Genomic DNA, 25,432 nt, shown 5'->3' on the forward strand with positions numbered 1-25,432 from the left:
CGCATTACTGTTTTCACCAGTTGAACTTTTCTTCCCTACTAAGTCTATCGGTAGCCGTTCACCTCAAATTGACAGGGTAGGGTTCCCGTCCGCGCTTAGAGCCACATAATAGCAGAATATCTCGAAGTGGGATAACAAATCAATACTATCAATTCGACAACAAAAAAGCAACTATCTGGGGTGACTTGATAGTTGCTTTGCTACAGGGTAGTAATTTGTCCTCTTAAATTGTATCACCTTCAGCTTTTATTTGTTCAATCAGCCGATCGAGCATCGCTTTTGCCTCTACATAAAGGTGATGATTTCTGCCACCGCGACGCACTCCCCACAGCAGCAAAATAGTTTTTTCGGTTCCCAGATTTTCGGCAATTACTAATTGAGCTAGTTGTAGTCTGTCCTCGTGTTCCAGGGGAAACTCTACCGAAAATACAGCCGGTGCAGTCTCTGCCAAAATTTCAGCCAACAAGCCTGAAAACCGTTCCACCCTTATTCCGTCAGGTGTTCCAGGTTTTTCCGGTTTGCGCTGCGGTGTTCCAGGAGACGAAACCGGAACGGGTAAAACCTCCTCTGATTTTTTCTCAATTTTCACCAAAGTACGATCGCCCAACGCCTGACCCGGCATTTTAACTAATGCCTCAAACCTCGGTGTTGCCCTCTCAGTTACTGGATCGTAATCGCCCAATATTTCAACCTCTAACATACTCTCATCCCGGAGAGAAGCCATCCCCTTAGCATCACCTAAACCAGCTAGAGTGCGGGTATGGGTAACGATTATTGAATAACATTCAACCTTTCGGATGTCGCTGTTAACAGTTTTGAAGTGTTCGCCACTATATTTGCAGCGATCCGCCCAATTGGTGAATTCCTCAGTAAGAATCGTTAGAGGTGCAAATTTGGGATTTTTCTGGCTTCTGCGGATTTTGTAGCGGCGTTCGACTTCATTCTTAAACCAGGTTATTTTTGCATCAATCGCTTTATAATCCATCCCATCGCCCACAACCTCGCAGCCCTCCCATTGACCATAACTAGCATGAGGATCGAGAACTATTACCTCGTGTCCGGTGGCTAATCTTTTTTGAATTTCTTCCTCCACAAAAGTAGTTTTGCCAGCACCCGGAATTCCATAAATTAGCAGCGAGGGATACCAGGAAATACCCGGCATTTTTCCATATTGCCGACTGTCGCCACGATCGGGTAAATCTTCAGTTGGCGGCGGTACCGAAACCGAATGCTCGACCAATATTTCGGAAAAATCTTTTTGCTCTGGTTTGTATCGCGCACGTTCTCGCAAATATTGCGCGTACATAAAATCCTCCTCTTCTTTCGTTAGCTGATGCACCGGAGGCCGAAAACTAGGAGGCGAATTAGTCATGGCGATTTCTTCAATCCAAGCCGCCGAAACCATTTCCGCAGAAGTTCGCCATGCTGATCGCACTCCGGCCCCCTGTTCATGTTCGTAGAATAACCGCACAGAATTTATGCCAGCCCCCACACCTACAGCAGCGCTCAGAAATTTGAATGAGGCAAAATCCTTGCTCGACAATCCATAACAGAAGGGAATCGCCAAAGCGCCGATCACCAGATTTCCGATTCCCCACAAAATGCGATCGCTCCTAGTATCTAAAGCCATGCCAGCCCCCCTAAAATCACGATTACAGAAATCAGTGCTAACCACGGGCGGGTACTTGGTGCAAAAAATGCAATCACGAGGGTGATCGCTCCAAAACCTAGAAGCGCCAGTAAAACGCCGAACTGAATTGCCGGACTGTGCTTAATAAAAAGAGCCAGCAGTAACGCAGCGCTCCATCCTGCTACTAGCCAGCCCCCGAAAATTAGAATTTTAGAATTCATGCTCTTTCTTTCTTCCCTTCAAAAATTCCAAAAACTCTATTACCTTGCAACTGTGGAGAATTACCCCTAGCTTTAGAAATCGCCGCTGCAATTCCCTCTCTCAAATTCTGTAACCAAGTTTGGTGTCGAGCCTCTGCCTGTTGATACCGTGCGGCGTACCGTTCGCGCTCTTGCTCCTGTTTGAGTAAATGCACCTTGTCCTGATAGAGAATTTCTTCCCTGGTTTTGTAGCCCAATAGAGAAACAGAATTTTTAGTTTGAGCCATCAGCACTTGAGTCTGACTTTGATATTTTGCCCAAGCTATTGCCGCCTCTGCCTTCAGTTCGTTGAGCTTGTTTTGGGTAAGAATTCCCTGTTCCCGGCGCTTATTTTCTTCCTCTGCAATCTTGGCGATCGCGTTCGTGTAAGTTTTTGTCGCTGCTGTGAGTTTGCGCTGTAGCGCTAATTGGGCAACCTCGTTTTCTGCGGTTTTTTCAAATGCTGCTACAGATTCATCAGATAACCGCCCGGTTGGAACTCCGAGCCTCGACAAAAGTTGATCACCGTTAGAACTGCCGACGGCTAATTCAGAGTCGAAACTTTTTTGAGCATCGCCGGCAAGCATTGCCGTGAAAAAATCATCTGCCATAATTCCCCCCTAAACTTTCCCTGCAAAATTCTTGAATCTGCTTTGTGGTAGCCGCCCGCTGTAACTGTTCGAGTTGCAAAGCATTTTGAGCCTCTATAACTCGACGCTCTGCAAAATAATTCCCTGCGGTCAGTCCTCCCACGGCTCCAACTAATAAGAGCAAACCACCCCCGAAAAATAACGAGGCTTTCTGTACGGTTGGTTGATGCTGCGGGCGATTCGTGACAATAACTGTTCCGGGTGTGTCTACACTAAAAATCGGGTGCTGGTATTTTTCTTGCTGCATAAAGTTTCTAATTTCCCAGTAGATTGTCAATCCAGGTTATTACAGTGTTTAATCCTGTGTCTTCTTCAAAATGAAAATTGCCATAGACTAAAGCTCCTCTGCCATCAAAAACATAAAAATTGAAAAAATTATTATGTTTTTCTATCCGAATATCAAAGCCACAATAATCAATTAATCCCATCTAGCAAACCCCCACAAGTAGATAGACCGGAACATCATTTGCGATCGGTTGCCGCAAGAATTGCCAGAACACTTTTAAAAAATCGAGCATTTCGGGTTCCTCAGAATTTTGGGTAGTGACTGCTGACAACCAAAGAAGTATCAGCAGCCGATCGGACAAGTCTATGCGGCGTAATTTTCGGCTGATGCCAGCATCGGCATATTGCTGGTTCCGGCTGCGAGTGCTGGTAGGTAGCCCCCGACTGCATCGAATTTTCCCAAGCCGGCATCATAAACCCGACTTACCGAGGCTTCTAAGATTTCTGCCACTTCTTCAGGTAAGTCCGCCGTAGAAAAACCGCCATCCAAAAGTTGAGCCAAAATATCATACTCAGCCTCGCGAATTCCCACGGCGCGACGGATAGCGCGAGTACGGGCGATCGCTAAATCTTCCTGAGCAATACTGACATTTCCCAGTTCTTTGCCAGTTGTGGCGATCGCATTCTGCGGCGCGTGCTCGCGGGGATTGGCTCGAACTTGGCTGATAACTCCTTCGCGGTATGCAGTGGCGGCTTTGGCGATCGAGCGCTCTTGGCGATCCTTCATGTACGCCACGACTCCAGAAATTTCTTGGACTTCCTCTGGGGTAAAGCTGGATTTTTCTTGCTTAAACAGCGCCTTGGAAATACTGTTGATGCGTCCAGGGGTGACGGTTAAATCGCTAGCGAGTTTTTCGACTGTGTGCATTTTAGATTCCTTCTCTGATTAGTGTGTTTCGGACTTGCTGTTTGCTGAGGTTTTGGCGAAAAAGTTGGGCAACTCGCTGGAGAGCGGCAAAACTTTCTGGGGTGTAAACTTTCTCGTTTTTTTGATGGTGAAACTCTTCAGGTGCGGAATCGGTGAGTAATTTTCTGTAATTCCGCAGAGTTGTTTCTGAAATTCCTAGTTCTGCCAGCACCTCTGACTTTGTTCTGAAATGTTCACAGTTCGCTGATTTCACATTTTTAGTTACTTCCTCCGTTGCTGAATAGTTGCGGACTGGTTAGCGGGTGCGGTGCTATCCGCAACGATTCCGCACCCGATTACACCAACAATAAACCCCTCACTAGGAGGGGTAAACGGATAAAATCCTGATTATGAAAATTAAGATTAAAAGCCCCAGTCTCGCTTAAGTGTGGCTGCACGAATTCTAGCTAAGCGGCCACATTTGCGAGTCGAACCCCAGTGATAAACAGTATCAGGCTCAACACCGAAAACCTGAGCAAATTGCTCAGCAGTTATTTCATATTTGGCTTGTACCAACCACAGTAACTCTATGGGGTCAAATTCGTCGGGAAATTCTGCAACACCCTGAAATATTGCAACAGGGCGCGCAATTGTTGATATATTAGGCATATCGATTCTATTCCTATCTTGTTAGCGGGAGTGGACGGTCAGCCCTGGGTGCTTGTCTCGCACCGCAGGGCATTTCAATTAGTTAATTGGGATTGAGTAAGGGAACTGGAAGTTTTACATCATCGATATGCTGAAAGTCGCTACAAATCAGCGTTAACAAATCGGTGAAATACTCAGCGCCGATTTCTTTTTCTGTAATTACTACAGAATCAGGCGTTCCCCGATACCACAAGTGCAAATCACCGTGTTTGTCCAAATGGAAAGCGACAACTTCAGAAGTGTCTAAACCCAAACATTCAGCAGTGCCTTTAAATCCGCTGGTATTTTTCACTGGAATTCTAATTTTCATCAATCACCTCCATAATTTTCATCTCTCTGGGTGTTAGACCTAGCACTTCCTCAACCTGTCGCAGCATTTCCGCAAGCTGTGGATCGTTCATGTCTAATATTTCATTCCACTTTTGGGCAAAATCCTCACAATTACCAAAATAAAAATCAGATAAAAGCTCGGAGATTTCAAGCATCCGTTGACGCCTAGCATCAAGGTACAGCGGATTAACCTTAACTACGGCTTCCCAATTCTCATCCTGCGATCGCTTGAAATTAATCAAACCATGATAAAAAGCCTCGTTGCCTTCTTCTTGTAAAGCTTTACCAGCTTTGAAAATAGCGGCCAGGTCGGCAATGTCGAGATAACTGGCATCGGTCATGATTCCCGTTTCAAATGGGTCTGCGGGCCAGTGTTCTTTCTTGAAATTGGCGGCGAAGTATTCGGCGTCCATTTTGCGTTGATAGTTTTCAATTTGGTCTGTCATTTATTCCTCTTTACTGCTCAAAATTTTCTGGTATCTACTAAACTCACTATTGCCATGCCGTTTAAGTTTCTCAACGCATCACCTTCTACTCGATCGTAGACATGAGTTATTACTCTTTCGCCAGTAGTGAGAATAGTAGGAATAGCCTTATCCCCCAGCCGAAGCTCAAAAAAATGTCCCCTGTAAGTAATAACCCTCAAAGGTTTTGTCGTAATTTCGGAAACATAGTAATAATCATCTTCCAAATGCAATTCAACTAAATGACGCATAAAGCTTAACTTCGGAATTGTTGACCTTTACACGTCTCCAGAATTTTGAGGATTGTGCGTCCAATCCCCACGCTCAAAAGCTTCAATCAAATCATCAAGAGAGCAGTTGTAAACTTCCATCATTTTTTTTATCAAAGATGGAGTCACACGTGGAACATGGCCAGCTTCCCAATTGCTTAGGGTAGCTGGTCTAACTCCAATTGCTCTAGCAGTCTGCTCTTGAGTCCAACCTAGTTTTTTTCTGAGAATCACGGGCGTTAATCGTTGTGATTTTTTCGGTATTTCCATAGTATACTGAAAATATACGGTTTACGCAATACGTAAACCGTATATCCTTCTCCCTGATGAACAACAGGCGGCAAGCCTAGATTCCAGCCTGGACTTGCCGCTTCATTCAATTTTTCAACTCAATCGCCACAAAAAATCAGTAATTTATCCAGTAGCAGAGGTCGCCTTTATGTACGATATGTACGCCACAAATCCCAGCCACATCGAAAAGTTGATTGAAGCGATCGCAAAAATGCCCGAAGATTGGGCCCTAACTCCGTGCAAGGGAAAGGCGAACCAGTGGCCAGCGTGGAATAAGGAACGGTTAAGTCGCGAAACGTTGATAGCGGCTATTCGATCACAAACTAATAACGACGGCAAGAAAACCTTGTGGACTGGGGTGAGCATCGTGACGGGCCCGCTGTCCGGTGGCATTATGGCTGTAGATTTTGACGGCCCGCTGGCTTACAAGAAATATTGCGCGCTCAGTGGCGGCGATTCCTATCCGACGACAAAGCGCTGGAGTTCTGGCAAGGAAGGGCATTTTCAAATTCTGCTGGAAGTGCCAGAGGAAAAGTGGGAAGGATTGAAGCCGACTAAATTCTTTATCCTCAATCCTGCGTATCGCATCGAATTGGGATTAAGCACAGAAGCGATCGCCCAAACAGTCGAAACTACGGTAGAAAACATTGAACAATGGGAGTCTGGCACAACCTCACCGATTCCCCCGGCGATCACCAAAAAGTTGACAGAAATCTACAGCTGCAACAACAGCGAGTTTTGTCAGAAACTCGAATTCCGATGGAATGAGTGCAGCACTTTACCGCCATCTATTCACCCGGATACCGGGAAACCGTACTTCTGGAAAAATGAAGGCGATATCGCAGAAGTGCCGTATTTCATTCTGGATCTGATGAGGGAAGCGCCAGCGGTGGAGTTGCCGAAAAAACCATCGGTGCAAAACACTATATATATAGATGCCGAAAAATCTTTGGTGGATATTCTTGATAATGAGATTCTGCCGCGACTGGACGCTGAGGAATTTTATGGCAACTGGGTAGCGCTTAAAAAGTCGGGCGACAGTCTTAAAGGTTTGTGCCCGTTCCATCAGGAGAAAACTGGGAGCTTCAGTGTCTCCCCTGCGGAAAAGCTATTTAAGTGTTTCGGCTGTGGTGTTGGTGGCGGGCCTGTGCAGTTCCTCCACCAAATCAAGGGTGGCACCGGTTCCCCGACTGGCAAAGAATTTCATGAAGTGGTGATGGAACTTGCGGGTAAGGTCGGTGTACAGATACCTGATCGTCAGCAGCAGCGCCAAACCCATAATCTAAAACCCAATACCCAAAATCCAAAACCCAATAATGTCCTCAAACACCCTGCTAATTACACCCCAGAGCCAGCACCCGCTACAGAAATCATTGAACACGCCGACAGCCTGCTAGAAGAAGAGTTGACGCCGACAAATCAGATCATCGGGGCGATCGCAGCGGCGAAACGAGCCGGGTTATCTCCCAGAGACTTCAGAGAAATTCTTGTAGAGCGGCAGGCAGAGCAAAACTTAGATTGGTCGATCCTAGATTCGACTTCCAAATTCAAGCAACTCCACCAAATTCAAAATACGTCGATCAACCTACGCGAGTTTTTCCCTCCGGCGCTGGCAACTGCGTTGCTTTCTAAAGCAGAAAGCGATCGCATAGACCCTGTGCGAATTGTGCAGTCTTTGTTGCCGGTAGTAGGAACGATGCTTGGCGGACACGTAGGAATCGAAATAAAACCAGGGGATGAAGAGGACGACGCGTGGGTGGAATATCCCATTATCTATACCGTAGACGTTGGTTACGCCTCTACGGGTAAATCGGCGACTCAAAACAGTTTGGTCAAGCCTCTTAAGAAAATGCAGGCAGCCGAACAAGAACGGATTGATGAAGTCTTAAACGAGCTTGTGCAACTAGAGGAAGCTTGGAAAGAGATGTCGAAAGAGGAGCGCGCCGAAAAAGCTGAGAGTGAGGAAAATCCACGGGTTTTCAACGAGAAACACTGCAAACCTAAAAAGTGGATTTTCAATCCCCAGCGGGCATCGGCACAAGCGATAACTAAGCGCATTGCTGAACAACAGCCTAAACACGGCTGCTTGCTGCTACAGGATGAATTATCAGGGTTGTTTGACTCACTAGACCAATTCACTGGCGGCAACAGCGGACAGCGCCAATTTTTACTAGAGGCGTGGAACGGCAGACTTGAGGGAAGTGTCGATCGCGTCGATCTAAAAGCTGATAGCTATACGTTCAAAGAGCAAACCATCAATATTACGGGTACTATCCAGCCAGATATTGCCCGTCGCATTTTCAATATGACTTCAGATCCAGATGGGATGTTGTCGCGATTCCTGCCGGCTGTTGCTGGGATACCAGATAATTTTGCACAGCGTCCGACAGTGCGAGTAAGTCTAAATCGGATGATGACAGAGTTAATCAAGGCTTTAGAGCGCATCCCTGAAACCTTACTTACCATGCCCGCTCGTACTGCTGATATTTATTGGGACTACTGGGAACAACTGCGACATATTCAACAAGCTAGTTTTGGTGACAATCCTACATATTCTCAATTTGTAGGGAAGCAGCAATCTTATGTTGGCCGCTTTGCGATCGTGCTGCACTGCTTAGAAAATCTAGGGGCGCCGGAAATTCCATCGCGGGTAACTCCTGAAATTATGCACAAGGCTGTGCGACTCTCGCTGTTCTACTGCAACCAGTTTTTACTATTACAGAGCAAGTCAGCACAGCAGCAGCCGATCGAAGGAATTTTGCTCGATATCCTAAAATTTGCCCAACAGCAGGGCGGCACCCTAACAACACGTCAACTTTGCCAATCTAGATTTAGACGCTTGCAGATTGAGGGCAAAAAATTCTCTGCATATTTTGCACAAAAGTTTTTGCAGGCGATCGCCGATGCGGGTTACGGCACTTTCAAAGATAAAACTCTAAATTTGTTGTCATTGTTGTCGCCTGTTGTCGGGGGTGTTGTCGCACTCAAACCCATAGAGAATAAAGCTTTGAGTGCTGTGTGTTGTCAAAATCCCAAAGTATATATTTCTGAAAATTCTCAGGCAAATTCTCTCGCGCACACGGAAAGTATTTCCGACGGCCTTATTGATGAGTTCACTGAAGAGTGTTCTCAAATTTCTGAAAATTACAACAATTTAATTTCACTGGTTCCTAATGAACTTTTAGAGGCTTCCGACAAGAGGGCGGCGGATGAGGCAAGGCAGTGGAAAGAAAATTCAGCAAATATGAGTTTTCCAGAAATGACAACACTTAACCCTCAAACCCTTACAGAGTCAGAAAAACCCGCGACAACACCGCGACAACAAACGACAACAAATGACAACAAACGACAACACTTGGAAAATTCTAACCAGCTAAACGAGTCTGAAATTGAACTTTTGGAATATTTGCAAAAAGCTGTTACCGAAAAAGACGCTTATTTTGCTCAACAGGTGCGAGGCATCCTCAAAGAAGTTTGTGGCACCGGTGCCGCCGATCGCAAAAAAGTATGGGGAGCCCTGGGCGATGCCGAGCAAAAAACTTTTACAGAATTGTTGGCAGTGGAAATTCCGGCAGAAGTCGGACACGTACTCGAAGCCATGCAGCAAATTTTGGGCAGCAGCGACGATCCGAACGAAGTCGATCACCTGTATCGAGTTTTTGCGCCAGAACTTATTGATCGGGCGATCACACTTCTTCGAGAAACCGACAAATCTACGATTCTGCATTGGATTGCAGTTCGGGATTTAGCCACAAATTTAATGGAGGCAGTTTTCGATGGCGCTGTGACAGATGTGGCGGCGGCTCATCCTGCGGACTTAGTGGAGTTGGCGATCACACGGCTGGAATTTCTTAAAGAACATGACGCAGTGGATGAGATTCGGGATGCGCTGAGTTAGCGAGTTGTTCGCCCAAAAAGTTTATATTCTGCAAGGCTTTCAGTAGTCTTCACTCGTGCTTTGTTCGCCCACTCTAGAGAGAGAAAAAATGATGGAAAACGCAATTATCGAAGTCATCACACCTACTTACACTCTCAGACCGTACCAGTTAACACTTATTGAGAAGATTGAAGCCGCTTGGCAGTCTCATCGCCGAATTATGCTTCAGTTGGCGACGGGAGGGGGAAAAACTGTAATTTTTGCACACCTTGCCCGCAAGTTTGCCGAACAAGGTCAAAGTGTGTTGGTGTTGGCACACCGGGAAGAATTGATTTTACAGGCACGGGAAAAGTTAGAAGCGGTTGCCGGGGTTCCGGTCGGTGTTATCAAGTCTGGCTTTCCCACTCATTCCTATGAGTTGCAAGTTGCCTCAGTCCAAACACTGATAAGGCGCAAGAATAAACCAGATGCAGATTTGATTATTGTTGATGAGGCTCATCACGCAGTTTCAAAAACTTACACAACAATTTTAGAGCTTTATCCAAACGCTAAAATTTTAGGTTGCACGGCTACACCATGCAGAATTGACGGTCAAGGCTTCCACTGGTTGTTTGATGAGTTGATTTGCGGGCCGTCAGCAGCGGCATTAATGGGCGGGTTAAGGGGTGATGACGAAGATTGGGGAGAAGACGGCAAATACCTTTCTGGTTACAAATTATTTTCTACAACCAAGACTGTAGACACTTCAAAAACCAAAACAGCAAATGGAGATTTTAACCCTAATGCTTTGGCTAAGGCAGTAGGCGCACAAATTGAGCCTTGTGATGTAGTGGGGGAATGGAAAAAACACGCTCAGGGGTTGCGTACCGTTGTTTTTGCGGTAGATGTTTTACGGTCGCAACAATATGCTCAAGAATTTCAAAACGAGGGTATTTCGTCAGATCACCTAGATGGGGAAACCGCTAAAGATGAACGCAAAAACATTTTAAGTCGATTTACTAATGGAGAAATTCAAGTTTTGTGTAACTGTGGAATTGTTTCTGAAGGGTTTGATTTGCCAGCTATTGAGTGTGTTCAAATAGTTCGACCTACGAAATCAACCTCGATGTGGCTCCAGATGCTTGGTCGCGGATTGAGAATTATGCCAGGGAAAGAGTATGCGGTTTTTATAGATCACACACAAAATCGCCGATACTTGGGAGGGCCTGAAGATTTTCGTAGAAGCGCGTGGAGTTTACACCCTACACCTCTTGATGAAGAAGATAAACGTTTTTTTTATCTGGATTGTCAAAAATGTCAACATTCTTATAGGCCTTTGCCTCATGAGATGAAAAAATTGATTTCTTCTTGTCCTAGCTGTCTTACCGAAAATCGATTTGAATTAGGAAGTGGAGGCCCTGCACAAAGCAAGGATTTAGCAGCTAATGTTGACAGCAAAGTATATTCTTTTGGCTTGTCAGATTTTGTTCCTTTAGGATTGCGGGAGTTGATTGATAGACTATTCCAAGTGGCTATAGAGCAAAGATTGAAGCCTGTTTGGGTGTATTACAGGTTCAAGCATGAATTAAACGAGCAAGCGGTTTTACATACAGTCTCTTTGGCTACATGGAGATATTTAGCCGAAAAGTTGGGATACCCGAAAGAATGGGCTTGGAAAGAATTGCACCTTGCAACAGGTAAAGGATTAACCTCCGACGAAACCGAATTAGTAGAAATGATGTGGCAGCCTATTTTAGACCAAGATTCAGTTTTAGCTAAAACTATTCAGCCTATACTGACGGAAGTTTGCGACAAAGGATTAGCCGATCGCCGTAAAGTCTGGCAAGCGCTGTCGCCAAACGAGCAAAAAATATTTACTGAACTTTTGCAGGATAACCCATGAACCGCCAAGAACTAGAAACCGCGGAATTGGTGGAGTTGGCGATCACGCGATTGGAACACCTGAAGGAGTGGGATGTGGTGGAACAAATCCGAGAAGAGTTGAGCTAGGGCCTGAAACAAGCTGCAATTGTAAAGTTTTCGCAACTCGCTCGGATGCTGAACAACGCTTAGCTGAAGAAAAACGTCATCCTGCCAATCAGAATATCTCCATTGTTGAAGTTGAATTGTACCGTAATTAAGATCTAGCAATGAAAACTACATTTTACTGGTCAAACTGGAAATTTACAATAGAAAGCTCTTGTTATTATGACGATTCACCAAAAAATGTATTTCACCTAGAGGCCATCGTTATGCCAGAACTTGAATTGGTAGCTAAATCAGAATTCAAAGGGTGGAATCGAACGCTAGCCGAACAAGCAGCTAAGTCAATGGTTGTGTGCGACAACAAAATTGATGAAAATTATTACTTGAAAAATCTTTTCAGCTAATAATGCTTCGCTTTGATAAATTTCTGATCGCCTGCGAATACTTAGGATTTCAGGTGAACCACTCAACCGGACAAAGGCAGCACGTTTACAATCTTGATGCGCGTGAAGTGTTGCAACAGTGTCAAAAGTAATATAATTGTGGTGGCTGGCAATAAGTGCGCTGTACACAGGCCGCGGGATGTCAGCCTCCCAGTTAATCCCTTCTAGGGTTGATCACTCTGCACTCCGCGTAACTCGCTAATTGTGGAATTCTTGCAAAAACCTTTGATGTCGTTAGGCGACTTAACCTTCCCCCCCTTATTAAGGGGGATTTTTTATAAACCAGTGGCTTTGCCACCAATAGAAGTAAATACTCGACCCCAACCGTCAGAGCGCGCTGTCCATAAATCTTCCATAATCTCGAAACTATATTTGTCGTATCGTCCTGATTGCCCACCAATTGCTTCGTAATAATCCGCACGAGCGGCGCGTACTCCATACGGATCGTGCACCCAGAAGAATTCCTTGATAATGTCATAACCAACTAAACAAACGATATGACCGCTGGATTTATAGTGTAAACCCACGGGCATTGGTAGTTTTTTATCTAAACTGGTGATCGCGTTATCAATTGACAGGGATGTACTGAAATAACTTTCAAGCCCAAATTTTTTTAAAGCCTGAGTGTTAGCGGTATGGTCTGTGCTGTCGCCGTAAGCTTTTAGTACATCCCCATACGCTGATTCAGCTTCTAAGAATCCCAGACGCTTTGCTCTGTCTTCTAAAGATTCAAGCCCTCGGTCTAGCAAAATGTAGTTAGCAGCGATCGCATTTGACGTAAGACAGCATTGCCTTGAGCCAGAACCAAAATAATAGCTTTCATTGTCTACTTGAGAAAAATAAGGAGCTGGTAATTTAACGGCTGACATAATTTTTAATCCTTATAATTTTTAATTTTGAACTTTAAAGCCTCAATAACCAGAGTAAATTTTGTTAGCTCTGGCGCGGTATTCTGTCGAAGTTCATGTCTAGCGGTGCAATAAATGTACCCATATTCGCTGCTTACATCACTTAGAGCATCTATTAGATCCTCTTTTGCTGCGTCAGGCGTAAATAGCAATTCAACCGCTTGCTGATAGTAATAAGCCACATACTATACTTTATTTACTTTGGTCAATATCTACTTGATCCGCGCTAATTCTATTTTGTGATTGTCTATTTTGAGGACTATATCCGCCAGCCGCCGAGCCTAAAAAAGTCCCAGCAACTCCCAAGGTATAAGCAAATCGATCACCTGTGAGCCTTTCACTATTTAAAATGGCGCACACCGCTAGAGAAAAACCAGCTATTCCAAGCGCGCATGGTGTAAGCGATCGGACAATTTCAGGGATGAGATCTAATTTCATATTTAGGATGGCGTAGTAAAGTCGGTTCTAATTTTGTTGTAACGCCTCACAGCCTTTTTCTGCAAATTGGGAACGTCCTGTCGAATATGATACGCATCATCATGCCCTACATAGTATTCTTCATTTTCAGTGTCCTTATAGGTTTCATATTCTCCTTGAGTCCACCGCTCTAAAAATTTATCTTGCTGATCAAGTCTGGTTACGATAACATCAATAATTGCTTCTAACGCAATGGTGCGCTCGTGTTGTGCTAAAGCTTTGCGCTGGTTTTCGATAGTAGTGGCAGTGCGTTCGGAGATGTATTTTTCGGCCAGTTTAAGCCCTTTCCACAAAAATCCGGCTATAACAGTGAAACCCGCCGCATTGGTTATTAGATTAGTCCAAGAAATAGCCATATAATTACGGCGGATGCTGTTGGAGTAGTGTGTCGATTTTATTTTCAAGTCTAATTAAAGTACCTTGAACGATGCCAATTTTGTTTTCAGTGGAATCTGCTTGAGGGCCCCAATACTCCCATATAGTAAGACTTGCTTGTTTAAACCACCGAGGAAATCCAATTTCTAATGTGTAGGTAGTAGCTAAAGGTTGAAAAATAAGTAATTGAGTTCGCCGCAACCATAGTTTACGATTAGCGACAGGTTCAGCAGCTTGATTAGGGCCTACTCCTAGTCTAATTTTCTGAGAAACCCAACCAGCAAAATTCCAACTTTCTTTCGCCTCTGAATTAGAAACATGTATTGCTAGTATATGTTTTTCAAATTCATACGGCGGAATGTAATTAGGAATACCGTATCCGGTGAAATTTTGACTATCTGACTGCAACCAATTGGTGTTATTGCCAAATTCTGCCAGTAGGTTTCCCACTTTTTTTAGCTAATCGAATGTCGGTGAACAGCGTTACTTAATTTCCAGCCACGAACGTTAGCGCCTCGCGTACAATGGAAATTTTGGCAAGTTTGAGGACGATTTTCGTAAATTGAACAGCGGCGGGTATTTCTATCAAGATAAGTGCACCAGCCGTCAGCATCTCGGCGCAATACTGGCAATCCTGATTCTTCTTCAACAAAGCAGTCATAAAAATCCGAACTGGCTTCTTCTGGAGTTAAATAAGTGCCGCGCAAAGCACAACAAGCTGCTTTGCAAGTTGGTAGAGCGTCGGTACATTCGCAGTCAAACTGAATCCAAACGCCATCCGCTCCAACTTGAGATGTAATTTGTCCGGTAATTTCTCCATCAGCTCCCAGAAAATTCTGCAAAACATGAACCCTAGGAACGGGAGACACATATTCCCTTTCTTCTTGATTCATTAAATTATCTGCAAAGGCGAAATGTAAGGTTGAGCGTCTGAAGTAGTAAGAATTTTTTTAATTCTCACCGTACTTACTACATCCATATAAGGATTGTTATTGCCGTCAAAAAGGATCGGTTCGTTTTGAACGTTAACAATTGTGCTGATAAATTCTGTGCTAGTGTTAGCTTCGTTGGCTTCGGATTGAGTTGTTTTATACGCTTCCAAAACCGAATTTAAAACTTGCACAGGAGTAACATTGTCGGGAAGCGTGGCAGAAGAGGTAAAACAAGCTGCTACTGATGTATGGTTTAACGCTGCCAAAAAATTAGAGTTTTCAATGTCAAGCATAATTTTAGGAAACAGTAGAATTTGCAAAAATGGTTGAACAAAAAGCTATATTTAGCTTAGGCGCATTCTGTTAGCGCGTCGGACAGCAACAATTGCTCCCGCTGTAATGCCTGGAATTGTGTTGGTTCCATTTGCAAAAGCAGCACCAATAGTTTCTGCTTTTTCATTGGTAACAAGAATCTTAATTTGGCGAGACGGGTCTGTTGAAGTTCCTTTCGTAACCGCTGTCATTCTTACCAATTGCCCCGATCGAATCAAGTTTTTAATGGGCATAGCCGGATTAGATTGTTCATTTGCTGCCGCTGCCGCAATTCCGCTAGCGGTAGCAAATGCTCCAGAATACATATTGACATTGGATCGGAAATAGACAACAGTAGCGCCAGTTCCACCGGGATTTGCGGTACTAGCTTTGCATAATTTGTTAGAAGCTGCTGGCATAATTTAATTATTGGTAAATTGACTGGCTGACAAATGAGGAAATAAAGTGAGACTGATTAGTAGAACACAGCGCGACGAGGGTAGGAAGCTGAAATTATCGTGCGCCCCGTTCCGAATTCTTTGCCAATTAGACTGCTAATTGCCTCTTCCATTTTTGAAGTAGCGCAAAAAATATTCTGCCCTGATCGCGTTTTTGCTCCCGTTTTGTAATTGATTCGGATTCGACCTCCTTCGCGAGCCCCAATCAAAGTTGAAGTACGTAAAACAGTTTTACCTGCAATCGGCGTTGTTGATTTGCCCGATAACCCTAGGTCGGTGGCAATTGCAGCGTAATTCTCTGTAAGCTGTACGGCCGCGTTACTAGCGCCGTCAATAACGTAATAGGCTTTTGCTACAGGCATAGACCAAAAGTGTGAGACAGGACTTTTTCATCATGTCTTCTGCCCTAGTCGCTGTCAACGGTTTCTAGGTGTTTTGAAACCGTGCTACTCCCCTTACAAACCCGTAGGGTTTGCAAAATCTACATACGTATTAGATATAGTTTGCTGGTCATATTGTTGAGCTTACTTATACACAATTTGAGCTCGCTCTACTAACGGAATAGGGGTGTTAAGTTTTGCGAGATTTATTTCTGCGCGCCAAAAAGTGACATCCACTAACGGGCGTTCGTTATCTTGAGGAGTAGGTTCTCCAAGAACTGTGACACTAGGGGGGTTAGAAGGAAAGGCTGCGGCTTCGTCCACGGCTGTACTCATTCGTAATTTTGATCGGTCTAGCGGTAGGTCTAAAACAGCTAATAATCGAGTTAATAAAGCTAATCCCGCTGCCTCATTTCGACACAACCACCATTGCCCGTCAAACCCTTGCCAACGATTCGTATAACTTAAAATTTCTTTTCCTTTATTCCAAATATATAAATTAGGAGTAGCAAATTGTTCTTTTATCCTTTGCGCGTAGTGTCGCAAATCTGATTTATCGATACTAGGTAGTGGAACTTTTGGGTCATCAGTTTTATTCATAACAACCAAAGTTATTATTCCTTTAGCAGTTCCCTCTCCTCGAAAATAAAGTTTAATAGATGGTTGTCCTTTCATCGGTGGCCAAGCTTTACTTTTATTTCGAGACGCCGATTCTCCACCACCTTCGTACTCTAATTGATGAATATGTTGAATAATTTTATCGGCCGTACCGCTTAACGGAATCGACTCGCTTTCAACTGACCGATCGCGCCAATACTCGCCTTTGATAAATCCATTTTTATTAGACCATTCTCGCCACCGGGGCTTCTTATTTGCGTCGCTACGCCAAGCCTTTTCACCTGTTACAGGATAATTACCTAAAGCTCGATTTTCAATATCTTCAGGAAATCCATTTTCCCATCCTTCAAACCATTGATTAAAATCAATAGACGTTTGATTACCCAGTAACTCATAAGTAGCAATTGTTTGCTCAATCTGTTTTTTTACATCCTCAATTGAGCCTTGAAAATTAATTTTCGTCATCGTCTTCATTCAATAAAAGTGTAATTCGCTGTCGCCGTTCATTTTGATATGCAGCATACTTGGAGGCTGCAAGCGCATCATCAATTGTGTTTGTAACAACATAAATAGCCTCAGATATGGAATCTTTGAAGCTATCGAGAACGTCTTCAGCCCAATCCTGCCACTTGTCAGGAATATTTTTTTTAATAAAATCCTGTTGGCGTGAAATGAAACTATCAACAGGCAGCGAGGTATCAGTAACACTGCCACCAAAAAACCCAGCTTTGCGCGCGGACAAAATAGTAGCTAAAATCCCATTCCGAACAGCGATGCTGCGAGCCTGCATCAGAAATGATCGCAGTTCGTCACCTACCTCATCGCCGCCTTCCTCCGCAAGCGCCAGCGCAATCTTGCCAGAAAGCACAGGTACGGCGATACCGGCAATAGTTGCCCCACGTAGTTTGTTATTACCTGTTGCCTTGCCTAGAGCGCCGAGTGTTGCTCCGATAGCCAAATTTGCAAACCCAATTAATCCCCATGCCGCCATCTGCCCGACCGCATCACCAGAATTCAATAGCAACGATTCGTTATTGCTAGCAATCTGTTTTTTGATTTCATCGTCTGTGCTATTCCAGTCAAAATTCTCAAGCTGAAGATAGCTACTAACAAGCGTACTGGCAATTTGAGTCAGGCTCGCTGTTAAAGTATTAAGTGCTTGCTGAAATAGGAATCCCGCAAACTGCTGCAATCGGGAGACAATACCACCAAGAATTCCACCACTACCCGTTCCCAAGCCCGTAGTAATTCCGGGATTACTGCCGTCTGAGCTCGCAGTAATATCGATCGTTCGCTCGCCGCCAAGGTTTTGGCTGTTAAGTATTCGCGTCCGACGTGATCGCAATTCTGTCAATTCACCCAATACGATCGGTGTGTTGTTCATTAGGTAAGCGGTGCTACAGCCACGGCAGTAGAAACTGTAAATTGAGCGGCTACTGAATGGCGAGCAGTTACCAGTCCAGCGGCACTTGGCGTACTCCAAATCGGTGCGCCAAAGGAATTAAGCTTACTGCCCGCTGGCAATGCTGCATTTTTAGTAGTTTGAGCTCGATTGGCAGCGTCAAGAAGTTTGTAGCAAAATTCGATCACTCCTACTTGAGTAAGTAAATTTAAGTTTGGAGATTCCCCAGAAACCAGAGAAACATTTACGCAAACACCGCGACTGCTGTCTACAAAAATAGAATCCGGTGCAAGCGCTGCCAGTAATTCAGCCCAAGTAAGATCATTCATCAGCAGTTTTTGGCCTCTTAATTACAAAATTATTTCCAGTGATATCGCCCGTTGGGGCTGGCGTATCTACTCGAATTCTAACTTTAAATTCGGGATTGGCAGCGTTAATACTAGCTTGCAATTTTTCAAGTTCTTTTTCGGCTTCGCGCTTGGCTTCTGCCGCGTCGTATTTTCTTTGGTTGCGAGCATAGTCTCCTACCAGTCCCGATTTTGCATCTAGCGCTACCGCAGATTTGGCAATCTCGCTGTTACGTAAAATTCTGTCTAACACAGCCTGAAAATCGAAGGGGTCAACGTCTGTTAAAAATGCGATCGGCTGTTTGGAGGGTGTAAGGAATTTTTTCAGATTGAACGTTGGATTATCGGAGTCCATTGGAGTGATAGCCGAATCAATAAAAATTGAGCCGTAGCCCGTTCTCACTCCAAAGAACCGGATCAAACACTCCACATTTTTTTGAGCAATCACACTAGCAGTATGTGCCTTGGTGGCAGCAACGGCGGAGTGGGAAGCTACAGCTACAGCGGCATCGGCATCAGTTGCAGTTTGAATCATCAACCCGCTAAGCTCCGCAAAAGCCTCAGAAATATTCTCGAATTTAAGCGGTTGGCGTTTGGCTCCATCCACGATCGCAATCTCTACAGGCCACTCACCCTGCACTGCATCCTGCTGCTTTACAAACCATTCAAACCATTCTGCGAAGTTCTCAATTGGCTGCGCTGGTACGGCGTCGGCAACGGAATTGTCGTTAATAAGGGAACCGGGCATCACTACAGGGTAACGTCCATAGCCAGCTCTCATATAGGAGGCGGCTTGAATGGCGGCGATTGCATCCACTAAAGTTAGGGGGACAATCGGCACGAGAGACGGACCGGGAGCAGCAAATATTTTTGCTCCCATTTCTCGAATGAGCTTTTCAGGAGCAAATGGCGATAAACCTAAAGCTTTTTTAACCGCTTTTTCGATCATGTCAGGAGTCAGACAAGGGCAGTTCATTTCTTCGCAATCCTCTCTTGGTGGTGGTGGTGATGGTGTAAATCCAGGTGGTATTGATGAAATATTGGCGGCGGGCGGAGCTTTTGCGTAATCAGAGGGAATGCTTGCTTGAATTCCTAGAAAAGTATAGGGAGATTGTCCACGAAAAAATCCATTTCTTTTCATGTACGGAACTGCAAATTTTGTTCTAGTTTGTGTAGGTGCTTGACTATTTACAAAAAAATAAGTTCCGCCTGATATTCCATTCCAAGTTTGATCAAAGGTTGGATTTAAAAAAAAACCGCCTCTACCCATATCACTGTAAGATAGCGAAATTGGTTCATCAGTAAGTGGACTGCCCAACGTTTCGCTTATGGTTCCCCTTATAAAAACATTCCCTAGTTTGTCTTGAAATCGTTGCGCCCCTGTATCGTAATGCCCTGATCGAGGCTGCCACATAAGAGAATCCCCCAACATAGTACCGAAGAGAGTGAAACCAAAAACATGATTTCCAAAATACGTATTTGTAATCCCTCCCATCGCTTCAATTGCATCATTATAAGAAAGAGCTTGACTGCTTTGAGGCGAAGGAGGTTTAAGACCCAATTCAGCGGTTTCTGGCTTTTTAGGACACTTTAACCCGCTTCCGTACCATTCAATTGCACTTGAGTACGAGCCATCGGGACATTCAATATAAGGCACAGAAAGAGTTTCGAGCAAACCGTATCCTGTATAAGCTCGCACCCCCAAATCAACGGTTGCACCCAATCCTAAAGCACTGCCTAAACCCGCACCCCACTTGCCAATTGCGCCGCCTATTCCATTGCCGATTCCTGCACAAACACTCATAAATACCTCAAATATAACAAGCTTGGCTGACGGTTTGAACTGTTTTTTGAGTGGCACTTGCATATGCCGACATATTGATACCTTGCGATGGTACAAAAGTTGATAGCGATTCGGCTACGGTTGCAATTGTTTTAAGCCCTGCAGCGTTTGTATTTGCAAGTTTTGCAACTTGTGGCAACTGCTGCGAAGCTCGTCCTACGACTCCCACTATAAGTCCACTTAACTGTTTTTGCATGTCTTTTTCGATAATCTCCGCTTGCTGTTGTATGGATTCTGTTTGATTTTGCGTTTGCTGAATTGCCTGTAATTCTTTTTGCAGTTGTTGAATAGACGCCGAATTGCTGACCTCCTGCTGCACCTGTTGCTGAATATAATTTACCAAGATTAACTGTACCTTTTCTTGAATTTGCTGCTGTGCGCGTTGTAGCGCTGCCTGTGGATCGCAAGCATTGGCAGGCACTGATACCTGGGTAGCTGCAATAATCTGGTTGACTACGTTAGGAACAATATCTTTACCCGGTTTTCCTCTTTCGGCATTGATTAAGCCTTCGATTGTGGCTCCATTTCGTCCGTTAATTGGTTGAATCCCACCTGTCGCTGGGGTCAAAAAGCTAACCATAATTAATACCCGTAAGAAATATTTGCCAGTTCTTTTATTTTTACAAAGCGCGTATCTAGATTAAATTCAAAGTTTAAGTAACGCCAATACCCCATATCTCTTTTTATATAAATACCTAATCTATAAGGTTCAGGTTTTTCGTTGAACAGCGTGGTGTCTAAAGTAAAACATATTTCATCATTTTTGTCTAAGTAGCTAGCTATAACGTGTGATTGCCCCCAACCATCCCATAGTCCAATATAAAACAAATTATCGTCACTACCCCCCAAGGATAACATTGCAGGAGTTGTGATGGCAAAGTAATACTTAGTGTTAGGCAGCCATTTTTTAACGAGCAAACAATTCTCTTCACTCTCCAAAACAGGATTTAATAGACCGAAAAAATTACCTTGCCAATTTGTCGTACTGCGACCAGAAATAATATCAAGACTTGAAGCGCTACCGCCTTGACCTAATTTAATCCAATTTGCACCCTCGAAATACCATATATCTTTGGTATCTATGTTTAAATAAATTACTCCAGACTTATCTCTCGGTGCTGGAGGATTTTCGTAGCCTTGCTCAAAAGTAACTACATTAGACGGCAATTGTGGCAGATTATACGCTTTTGGCTGCGTCCAAGTTAAAACATTATTTTGCTTAATGCTAACATAAAGCTTCAATCCAATTACAAGAAATTGCCCCTCCCAATCAGGTGCAGGAAAAATTGAGCCCTCTGGTAAAACTTTGATTTTGGCTTCGTGGATTTGGTCTCCGCGCAAAGCTGAGTGAAAGAAATCTGGCATTTACAGTTCAATCCCCATAAATTCAACTTTCCCATTTACCACTTTAATATTATCATTATCTAAAACCAAATTAGACAGCTCGTAAGGCATGATTGGCGGCTGAAATATAAAGCGCTGCCAAATCTCTTTATTATCTCCAAACCATTGCGATCGGGATAGGGGGACAGCGACGCGAATATCTCCCAATGTAGTAACCGTTAATTCCCCTTCAAAGGACACATTAGCAAAATCAACTACTCGCGCTTTAGCTTCATGTTGATCGGCTCCACCTTTGGCGTGTGCTGCCAAATCCAAGTTTAAGTAACCCCGCGTAAAATCTGGCTTCAGCAAAAACACCCGATCGCGCTCGACAGGTGGACTCGGAACTGTAACCCCAATGCCCAAGTTCACAAACCCTTCGGGCAAGAGCCAGCCAAAATCCCACCACCAATCCGCGCTAATCCATCCCGCATTAGCCGATCGCCGTGCCAGTAATTCCTTAACGCTGCCTGGATCAGTTGCCCCACAACTTAAACAACAGAAGAAAAAATCATTATCTTTTGTAGCGCACGTAGCCGGTCGCGGAAGGTAGCCGCTCGGTCGCCTCGTTTTTTTCCACAAATCCGTAAAACTATTATATCTAGCTGTGGGATGCACTGGGAGTAACTTCCCTGCAACCTCCGAAATGCTATTATCAGAGTATGCTCTATTCCTTAATTCAAATATGGCCATCGCCGAAAGTATTTTATTTCAGATTGATTCCAGCAATTATACCGCGCCTATTTTTACGATTTACAAACCTCAAGCCGAACACAGCGGATTTATTACCACTTTAAGACTAACAATCAATATCAAAAGTATAGATGCAGCAGAATTTCCGTACATTCCCGACAATACCCCTCCGGATAATCTCCAGCAAATTCTGGAGGAAGTAGCGCTCAACACCTCATTTAAGGAAATTATACTTTATGTAAAGAAAGGAACTGGAGCATGGATCGAGCGAGCGCCTATTAGAATTTTTAACAAAGAGCCGTATTACGATGTAAATCTGATGCGCTTTTTTTCGGATTCCAACACGATAGATGTAGCAGAGGATTTGAGCCTTGGGATTCAAATTAAACTCGGGAATGTACTGACATCGGCAGACACAATTTTAGTTTGGGGTTCCGTAGTCGCCGAAAAAAAAAATAATGGAAATGAGGAATTGAGCGATCGCATTGTTGCTCTCGAAACTCTGCTCAGTGTTTATGGTGCACCATCTGCCAGCCTTCCTGGTACAAACGGTTTGGTGCCGGCTCCCCCCGCTGGCAGTGGGGAATTTTTGCTCAGGGGCGATCGGGAGTGGGAAAATCCCAATAAATTTGCTACTTTAATCTCTCCTAATTTTACCACCCCAAACTTAGGAACCCCCTCTGTTGCAATACTGACGAATGCTACTGGATTACCTTTAGCTACTGGAGTAACCGGAAGCTTGCCGGCTACGAATGGAGGTATTACATCTGTCGCTCAAACTTTTCTGGGCGCAAAAAGTTTTAGTGATATTACTAGAGTTACAAACACTACCGAAGCTACTTCTACAACAACTGGAGCCTTTATTATTTCAGGAGGTCAAGGCGTGGCAGGTAATCAGTATATCGGAGGATTGCTAAATATTGGAGGACAAATTCAATTTCCGTCCACACAAAACGTTAGTAGCAATCCGAGAATATTAGATGATTATTTAGAAGGTACGTTTACCCCAACTATAACAGGTACAACTACAGCAGGATTAGGTACGTACACAACACAAATAGGAACTTTTACAAAAATAGGGAGAAGAATTTTTTTTGACATTCACCTAGTATGGAGTGCTCACGACGGAACTGGAAATATGATTGTATCTGGATTGCCGTACACAAACGTAAATTTTACGACTGCTGCAATTTATCACAGTACCGTTACGTTAGTAGCTAATAATACTCTACAACTTGTAATATTGAATGGTGCAAATACTATAATTCTACGACAAGTACCTGTTGGTGGCGGGACTCAAGCCTCCGTAGCTATAGACCCCGCAGGAGTAGTCACTATATCGGGTAGCTATCTTGTATCCAATTGATTTATGGTTGTTGCTAAGACTGGGTAAGTCTTTAAGCAATCACAATTAAGTTAAAATATTAATTCAGAACAAAGAGGGAAAAAGCCATGAGTGTTTTAATTAAAGATACAGATGATGTTACTACTGAACATATACCTGACAGACTTGAAGTTAATCTAATTCAAGCTGCAGGGAACATCCAAGATTTAGAGTTAAAAATATACTTCAAGGTTAAGACGACTTTGCCTAGTGGCAAAGTCGTGGGAGAGCCTTACCTTGACCAAACAAATCCTTTATTACTTAATTGTCAAGGCGATGAAAAATTAACTCAAGCCATGCTAATAATTCAAAGAGCAATTGGTCAAGGACGTTATACCCAGATCACGACGGTGGCAGCTCCCAAATCTGAAACAACCTCTGATGCGACGCAATCGCCGATTTAAAATTCGTAATCGAACGGTCGTGAGTTCAAATCCCACCATCGGCTCTGGTTAAAATTCGGGCAATTCTAGATCACTGTTAGCCGACAAATAATGCTCAAAAATCATTTTTGGGCTGTTGCCTGCAAGTTTTGCAATTGTCGCCACGTCCAGCCCCTCGCGAACTAATCGGGTAATGAAACTGTGACGCAAGTTGTAACAGGGCAAATATTGCTTGATTTTTTTCTGAGCTGCGAGTTCGCGGACGATCGGCAACCAATACCGACCAGAAAAATTATGCTGATCTATATACCCGCTTTTGGGTGAAGGAAAAATTAGATTGTGTAAATTAGGAATCTTAGGCAAGTTAGCTAGAAATTTAGTGAGCTGAGGATTGCAGGGAAAGTCTCTGCGTTCACCAGTTTTTGTATTTTTGAGTTCGCCTTTACTGTGGGCTTTGTTTACTCGAATTGACAACTTTCCATTTTCCCCAGCGGTCAAGTCATCCCAAGTTAGGGCGATCGCCTCTTCAGGTCTAAATCCCGTAAGCGTCAGTAACTCAACGTAATTTGCATAAAAACTCGCGGCTTTATTTGCACGAAAGGTGAGAAGGATCTTTTTTATGTCTGCGGTCGTGAAGATTTCTCGCGAGCGATCGCCCTGTTTTTTCGGCAACTGCCTAGTTAATCTACTGTATGGGTTATTTTCAATTAACTTGGCTTCTACCGCCCAATTGCAAGATGCATTCAGACTTGCCAGTGCTCGCCGGATTGTACCGGGGGCGTAAGTTTGCAGAAGCTTGGGCAACAGCAATTCCGATCGCTCTAGCAGCAGTTGCTCAGCCGTCAATTTTTCGAGACACAAATCAACTGTTCGCCAGTTGTCTTTTTGGGTTGTTTTTGCGACTCGGTATTTTTGGTGAATCTTGTACTTTTCCCACACTTCGCGCAAATCTAATCCTTTTTTAGCAGCAGCAATTTTGTCGGCATGAATCTGGGAGTATTTAGCCAGACTTTCATCAAACCGCCCAAACAAGATATCAGCGTTAATTTCTTGGGCCCGACCTTCTGCCACAATTCGAGCCGCCTCTGTATCTGCTTTCCCGATCGCTAAACAGAAACGGCGACCGAGGGCCCGCCATCTTAGCCGATAATTTCCTCTGACAATTTCTACCGACACATCACCGAATTTTTTAAAAACCGCAGAATTTGTCATTTTGTTTAGTTTGTACCCAATTTGCTGTAATTTCTATTTTGCAAACCTCTGAAACACCCTTTCTCTGTTATATCCTGTCTTAGGGAAGTATGGCATTGTAGGGGTCAGCGGTTCGAGCCCGCTATTCTCCATAAACATTACAGTAGGGAAACGGCACTGCTCATTCGTGTCAACTTAAGACTAAAACTGTTGATAAATATCGCTTTTACCCCAGTCTAGATCCCCCTCGCATCCCCCTTAATAAGGGGGACTAAAGAGAAGACTCTTGTCCCACCCTTATTAAGGGGGGCTGTTTCATTATCACCAAAAACGAGGTTTTTGTAGGGG

General features: G+C 44.0%; 34 protein-coding genes. 5 read left to right on the top strand and 29 right to left on the bottom strand.

From position 1 onward, the window contains the following. Positions 1-223: 223 nt before the first annotated feature. The 12 genes from QUB04_RS07275 to QUB04_RS07330 all read right to left on the bottom strand — a co-directional run bounded on the left by QUB04_RS07275 (position 224) and on the right by QUB04_RS07330 (position 5,692). Positions 224-1,630 (bottom strand): hypothetical protein, encoded by a 1,407-nt coding sequence (locus QUB04_RS07275; RefSeq protein ID WP_333282793.1) that lies wholly within the window; start codon positions 1,628-1,630, stop codon positions 224-226. Beyond that, positions 1,621-1,851: a hypothetical protein gene (locus QUB04_RS07280; RefSeq protein WP_333282797.1), complete on the bottom strand. Its 231-nt coding sequence runs from the start codon at positions 1,849-1,851 to the stop codon at positions 1,621-1,623. Before QUB04_RS07280 ends, QUB04_RS07275 begins: the two co-directional genes overlap by 10 nt. Further along, the gene (locus QUB04_RS07285; RefSeq protein ID WP_333282799.1) at positions 1,848-2,480 is read right to left on the bottom strand and encodes a hypothetical protein; all 633 of its coding nucleotides are present in this window, start codon (positions 2,478-2,480) and stop codon (positions 1,848-1,850) included. The genes QUB04_RS07280 and QUB04_RS07285 overlap by 4 nt, the downstream gene beginning before the upstream one ends. Then, the gene (locus QUB04_RS07290) at positions 2,470-2,766 is read right to left on the bottom strand and encodes a hypothetical protein (protein WP_333282802.1); all 297 of its coding nucleotides are present in this window, start codon (positions 2,764-2,766) and stop codon (positions 2,470-2,472) included. The genes QUB04_RS07285 and QUB04_RS07290 overlap by 11 nt, the downstream gene beginning before the upstream one ends. A gap of 7 nt (positions 2,767-2,773) precedes the next feature. Further along, positions 2,774-2,947: a hypothetical protein gene (locus tag QUB04_RS07295; RefSeq protein WP_333282805.1), complete on the bottom strand. Its 174-nt coding sequence runs from the start codon at positions 2,945-2,947 to the stop codon at positions 2,774-2,776. A gap of 161 nt (positions 2,948-3,108) precedes the next feature. Then, positions 3,109-3,672, bottom strand: coding sequence for a hypothetical protein (locus tag QUB04_RS07300; RefSeq protein WP_333282808.1), 564 nt, complete (start codon positions 3,670-3,672; stop codon positions 3,109-3,111). A 1-nt stretch (position 3,673) separates the two neighbouring features. Beyond that, positions 3,674-3,925, bottom strand: a complete 252-nt coding sequence (locus QUB04_RS07305; RefSeq protein ID WP_333282811.1) for a MerR family transcriptional regulator — start codon at positions 3,923-3,925, stop codon at positions 3,674-3,676. 149 nt (positions 3,926-4,074) lie between these two features. Then, entirely contained in the window at positions 4,075-4,320 is a 246-nt protein-coding gene (locus tag QUB04_RS07310; protein WP_333282814.1) for a hypothetical protein, read from the bottom strand. A gap of 82 nt (positions 4,321-4,402) precedes the next feature. Next, entirely contained in the window at positions 4,403-4,669 is a 267-nt protein-coding gene (locus tag QUB04_RS07315; protein ID WP_333282817.1) for a hypothetical protein, read from the bottom strand. Next, positions 4,659-5,135, bottom strand: coding sequence for a hypothetical protein (locus tag QUB04_RS07320; RefSeq protein ID WP_333282819.1), 477 nt, complete (start codon positions 5,133-5,135; stop codon positions 4,659-4,661). Before QUB04_RS07320 ends, QUB04_RS07315 begins: the two co-directional genes overlap by 11 nt. A 17-nt stretch (positions 5,136-5,152) precedes the next feature. Beyond that, on the bottom strand, positions 5,153-5,404 hold the full coding sequence (locus tag QUB04_RS07325; protein ID WP_333282822.1) for a hypothetical protein: 252 nt from the start codon (positions 5,402-5,404) through the stop codon (positions 5,153-5,155). 27 nt (positions 5,405-5,431) lie between these two features. Beyond that, entirely contained in the window at positions 5,432-5,692 is a 261-nt protein-coding gene (locus QUB04_RS07330) for a helix-turn-helix transcriptional regulator (protein WP_333282825.1), read from the bottom strand. Positions 5,693-5,861: 169 nt separating this feature from the next. Here QUB04_RS07330 and QUB04_RS07335 point away from each other — a divergent pair, with 169 nt between their 5' ends. From QUB04_RS07335 to QUB04_RS07345, 3 genes are all read left to right on the top strand, one after another. Next, positions 5,862-9,611, top strand: coding sequence for a DUF3987 domain-containing protein (locus tag QUB04_RS07335; RefSeq protein ID WP_333282828.1), 3,750 nt, complete (start codon positions 5,862-5,864; stop codon positions 9,609-9,611). 88 nt (positions 9,612-9,699) lie between these two features. Then, complete coding sequence (locus tag QUB04_RS07340; RefSeq protein WP_333282831.1) at positions 9,700-11,472, top strand: DEAD/DEAH box helicase; 1,773 nt, start codon at positions 9,700-9,702, stop codon at positions 11,470-11,472. Between the two features lie 247 nt (positions 11,473-11,719). Continuing rightward, the gene (locus QUB04_RS07345; protein WP_333282834.1) at positions 11,720-11,959 is read left to right on the top strand and encodes a hypothetical protein; all 240 of its coding nucleotides are present in this window, start codon (positions 11,720-11,722) and stop codon (positions 11,957-11,959) included. 314 nt (positions 11,960-12,273) lie between these two features. On the opposite strand, the gene QUB04_RS07350 is transcribed toward QUB04_RS07345, so the two are convergent. From QUB04_RS07350 to QUB04_RS07425, 16 genes are all read right to left on the bottom strand, one after another. After that, on the bottom strand, positions 12,274-12,867 hold the full coding sequence (locus QUB04_RS07350; protein WP_333282836.1) for a C39 family peptidase: 594 nt from the start codon (positions 12,865-12,867) through the stop codon (positions 12,274-12,276). Between the two features lie 5 nt (positions 12,868-12,872). Further along, complete coding sequence (locus QUB04_RS07355; RefSeq protein ID WP_333282839.1) at positions 12,873-13,088, bottom strand: hypothetical protein; 216 nt, start codon at positions 13,086-13,088, stop codon at positions 12,873-12,875. A 10-nt stretch (positions 13,089-13,098) separates the two neighbouring features. Continuing rightward, positions 13,099-13,344 carry a hypothetical protein gene (locus QUB04_RS07360; RefSeq protein WP_333282842.1) on the bottom strand — a complete coding sequence of 82 codons (246 nt, stop codon included), beginning with the start codon at positions 13,342-13,344 and terminating at the stop codon, positions 13,099-13,101. A 2-nt stretch (positions 13,345-13,346) separates the two neighbouring features. Then, on the bottom strand, positions 13,347-13,739 hold the full coding sequence (locus tag QUB04_RS07365) for a hypothetical protein (RefSeq protein WP_333282845.1): 393 nt from the start codon (positions 13,737-13,739) through the stop codon (positions 13,347-13,349). A gap of 4 nt (positions 13,740-13,743) precedes the next feature. Further along, on the bottom strand, positions 13,744-14,208 hold the full coding sequence (locus tag QUB04_RS07370; RefSeq protein WP_333282848.1) for a hypothetical protein: 465 nt from the start codon (positions 14,206-14,208) through the stop codon (positions 13,744-13,746). Positions 14,209-14,213: 5 nt separating this feature from the next. Continuing rightward, positions 14,214-14,651, bottom strand: a complete 438-nt coding sequence (locus tag QUB04_RS07375) for a YkgJ family cysteine cluster protein (protein ID WP_333282851.1) — start codon at positions 14,649-14,651, stop codon at positions 14,214-14,216. After that, a complete protein-coding gene (locus QUB04_RS07380) occupies positions 14,651-14,983 on the bottom strand; it encodes a hypothetical protein (RefSeq protein WP_333282854.1) in 333 nt (110 codons plus the stop codon). The genes QUB04_RS07375 and QUB04_RS07380 overlap by 1 nt, the downstream gene beginning before the upstream one ends. Positions 14,984-15,034: 51 nt before the next feature. Further along, a complete protein-coding gene (locus QUB04_RS07385; RefSeq protein WP_333282857.1) occupies positions 15,035-15,421 on the bottom strand; it encodes a hypothetical protein in 387 nt (128 codons plus the stop codon). A gap of 56 nt (positions 15,422-15,477) precedes the next feature. Then, positions 15,478-15,822: a hypothetical protein gene (locus QUB04_RS07390; protein ID WP_333282861.1), complete on the bottom strand. Its 345-nt coding sequence runs from the start codon at positions 15,820-15,822 to the stop codon at positions 15,478-15,480. A 162-nt stretch (positions 15,823-15,984) separates the two neighbouring features. Further along, complete coding sequence (locus tag QUB04_RS07395; protein WP_333282864.1) at positions 15,985-16,923, bottom strand: hypothetical protein; 939 nt, start codon at positions 16,921-16,923, stop codon at positions 15,985-15,987. After that, complete coding sequence (locus tag QUB04_RS07400; protein WP_333282867.1) at positions 16,910-17,842, bottom strand: hypothetical protein; 933 nt, start codon at positions 17,840-17,842, stop codon at positions 16,910-16,912. Before QUB04_RS07400 ends, QUB04_RS07395 begins: the two co-directional genes overlap by 14 nt. Further along, positions 17,842-18,189: a hypothetical protein gene (locus tag QUB04_RS07405; protein WP_333282870.1), complete on the bottom strand. Its 348-nt coding sequence runs from the start codon at positions 18,187-18,189 to the stop codon at positions 17,842-17,844. Before QUB04_RS07405 ends, QUB04_RS07400 begins: the two co-directional genes overlap by 1 nt. After that, positions 18,182-19,930 (bottom strand): hypothetical protein, encoded by a 1,749-nt coding sequence (locus QUB04_RS07410; protein ID WP_333282873.1) that lies wholly within the window; start codon positions 19,928-19,930, stop codon positions 18,182-18,184. Before QUB04_RS07410 ends, QUB04_RS07405 begins: the two co-directional genes overlap by 8 nt. Positions 19,931-20,018: 88 nt before the next feature. Beyond that, complete coding sequence (locus QUB04_RS07415) at positions 20,019-20,630, bottom strand: hypothetical protein (RefSeq protein ID WP_333282876.1); 612 nt, start codon at positions 20,628-20,630, stop codon at positions 20,019-20,021. A 2-nt stretch (positions 20,631-20,632) separates the two neighbouring features. After that, a complete protein-coding gene (locus QUB04_RS07420; RefSeq protein ID WP_333282878.1) occupies positions 20,633-21,415 on the bottom strand; it encodes a hypothetical protein in 783 nt (260 codons plus the stop codon). After that, entirely contained in the window at positions 21,416-22,126 is a 711-nt protein-coding gene (locus QUB04_RS07425; RefSeq protein WP_333282881.1) for a hypothetical protein, read from the bottom strand. It abuts the gene before it with no gap. Between QUB04_RS07425 and QUB04_RS07430 the strand changes: the two genes are divergently transcribed. Further along, positions 22,119-23,492 (top strand): hypothetical protein, encoded by a 1,374-nt coding sequence (locus QUB04_RS07430; RefSeq protein WP_333282884.1) that lies wholly within the window; start codon positions 22,119-22,121, stop codon positions 23,490-23,492. The genes QUB04_RS07425 and QUB04_RS07430 overlap by 8 nt on opposite strands. Before the next feature lie 86 nt (positions 23,493-23,578). Continuing rightward, a complete protein-coding gene (locus QUB04_RS07435) occupies positions 23,579-23,914 on the top strand; it encodes a hypothetical protein (RefSeq protein ID WP_333282888.1) in 336 nt (111 codons plus the stop codon). A gap of 48 nt (positions 23,915-23,962) precedes the next feature. Here the strand turns inward: QUB04_RS07435 and QUB04_RS07440 are convergent, their stop codons facing one another. After that, a complete protein-coding gene (locus QUB04_RS07440; RefSeq protein WP_333282891.1) occupies positions 23,963-25,105 on the bottom strand; it encodes a tyrosine-type recombinase/integrase in 1,143 nt (380 codons plus the stop codon). Positions 25,106-25,432 lie beyond the last annotated feature (327 nt).

It is taken from the genome of Microcoleus sp. D2_18a_B4, assembly GCF_036702475.1.
Classification (GTDB): domain Bacteria; phylum Cyanobacteriota; class Cyanobacteriia; order Cyanobacteriales; family Microcoleaceae; genus Microcoleus.

Coding starts and splice junctions, on each gene's coding strand:
- QUB04_RS07320 (WP_333282819.1), bottom strand. CDS start 5,135: ATGACAGACCAAATTGAAAACTATCAACGCAAAATGGACGCCGAATAC.
- QUB04_RS07365 (WP_333282845.1), bottom strand. CDS start 13,739: ATGGCTATTTCTTGGACTAATCTAATAACCAATGCGGCGGGTTTCACT.
- QUB04_RS07340 (WP_333282831.1), top strand. CDS start 9,700: ATGATGGAAAACGCAATTATCGAAGTCATCACACCTACTTACACTCTC.
- QUB04_RS07430 (WP_333282884.1), top strand. CDS start 22,119: ATGGCCATCGCCGAAAGTATTTTATTTCAGATTGATTCCAGCAATTAT.
- QUB04_RS07390 (WP_333282861.1), bottom strand. CDS start 15,822: ATGCCTGTAGCAAAAGCCTATTACGTTATTGACGGCGCTAGTAACGCG.
- QUB04_RS07330 (WP_333282825.1), bottom strand. CDS start 5,692: ATGGAAATACCGAAAAAATCACAACGATTAACGCCCGTGATTCTCAGA.
- QUB04_RS07290 (WP_333282802.1), bottom strand. CDS start 2,766: ATGCAGCAAGAAAAATACCAGCACCCGATTTTTAGTGTAGACACACCC.
- QUB04_RS07360 (WP_333282842.1), bottom strand. CDS start 13,344: ATGAAATTAGATCTCATCCCTGAAATTGTCCGATCGCTTACACCATGC.
- QUB04_RS07350 (WP_333282836.1), bottom strand. CDS start 12,867: ATGTCAGCCGTTAAATTACCAGCTCCTTATTTTTCTCAAGTAGACAAT.
- QUB04_RS07440 (WP_333282891.1), bottom strand. CDS start 25,105: ATGACAAATTCTGCGGTTTTTAAAAAATTCGGTGATGTGTCGGTAGAA.
- QUB04_RS07380 (WP_333282854.1), bottom strand. CDS start 14,983: ATGCTTGACATTGAAAACTCTAATTTTTTGGCAGCGTTAAACCATACA.
- QUB04_RS07435 (WP_333282888.1), top strand. CDS start 23,579: ATGAGTGTTTTAATTAAAGATACAGATGATGTTACTACTGAACATATA.
- QUB04_RS07385 (WP_333282857.1), bottom strand. CDS start 15,421: ATGCCAGCAGCTTCTAACAAATTATGCAAAGCTAGTACCGCAAATCCC.
- QUB04_RS07395 (WP_333282864.1), bottom strand. CDS start 16,923: ATGACGAAAATTAATTTTCAAGGCTCAATTGAGGATGTAAAAAAACAG.
- QUB04_RS07405 (WP_333282870.1), bottom strand. CDS start 18,189: ATGAATGATCTTACTTGGGCTGAATTACTGGCAGCGCTTGCACCGGAT.
- QUB04_RS07275 (WP_333282793.1), bottom strand. CDS start 1,630: ATGGCTTTAGATACTAGGAGCGATCGCATTTTGTGGGGAATCGGAAAT.
- QUB04_RS07325 (WP_333282822.1), bottom strand. CDS start 5,404: ATGCGTCATTTAGTTGAATTGCATTTGGAAGATGATTATTACTATGTT.
- QUB04_RS07295 (WP_333282805.1), bottom strand. CDS start 2,947: ATGGGATTAATTGATTATTGTGGCTTTGATATTCGGATAGAAAAACAT.
- QUB04_RS07425 (WP_333282881.1), bottom strand. CDS start 22,126: ATGGCCATATTTGAATTAAGGAATAGAGCATACTCTGATAATAGCATT.
- QUB04_RS07400 (WP_333282867.1), bottom strand. CDS start 17,842: ATGAACAACACACCGATCGTATTGGGTGAATTGACAGAATTGCGATCA.
- QUB04_RS07375 (WP_333282851.1), bottom strand. CDS start 14,651: ATGAATCAAGAAGAAAGGGAATATGTGTCTCCCGTTCCTAGGGTTCAT.
- QUB04_RS07310 (WP_333282814.1), bottom strand. CDS start 4,320: ATGCCTAATATATCAACAATTGCGCGCCCTGTTGCAATATTTCAGGGT.
- QUB04_RS07420 (WP_333282878.1), bottom strand. CDS start 21,415: ATGCCAGATTTCTTTCACTCAGCTTTGCGCGGAGACCAAATCCACGAA.
- QUB04_RS07345 (WP_333282834.1), top strand. CDS start 11,720: ATGAAAACTACATTTTACTGGTCAAACTGGAAATTTACAATAGAAAGC.
- QUB04_RS07285 (WP_333282799.1), bottom strand. CDS start 2,480: ATGGCAGATGATTTTTTCACGGCAATGCTTGCCGGCGATGCTCAAAAA.
- QUB04_RS07300 (WP_333282808.1), bottom strand. CDS start 3,672: ATGCACACAGTCGAAAAACTCGCTAGCGATTTAACCGTCACCCCTGGA.
- QUB04_RS07315 (WP_333282817.1), bottom strand. CDS start 4,669: ATGAAAATTAGAATTCCAGTGAAAAATACCAGCGGATTTAAAGGCACT.
- QUB04_RS07415 (WP_333282876.1), bottom strand. CDS start 20,630: ATGGTTAGCTTTTTGACCCCAGCGACAGGTGGGATTCAACCAATTAAC.
- QUB04_RS07335 (WP_333282828.1), top strand. CDS start 5,862: ATGTACGATATGTACGCCACAAATCCCAGCCACATCGAAAAGTTGATT.
- QUB04_RS07280 (WP_333282797.1), bottom strand. CDS start 1,851: ATGAATTCTAAAATTCTAATTTTCGGGGGCTGGCTAGTAGCAGGATGG.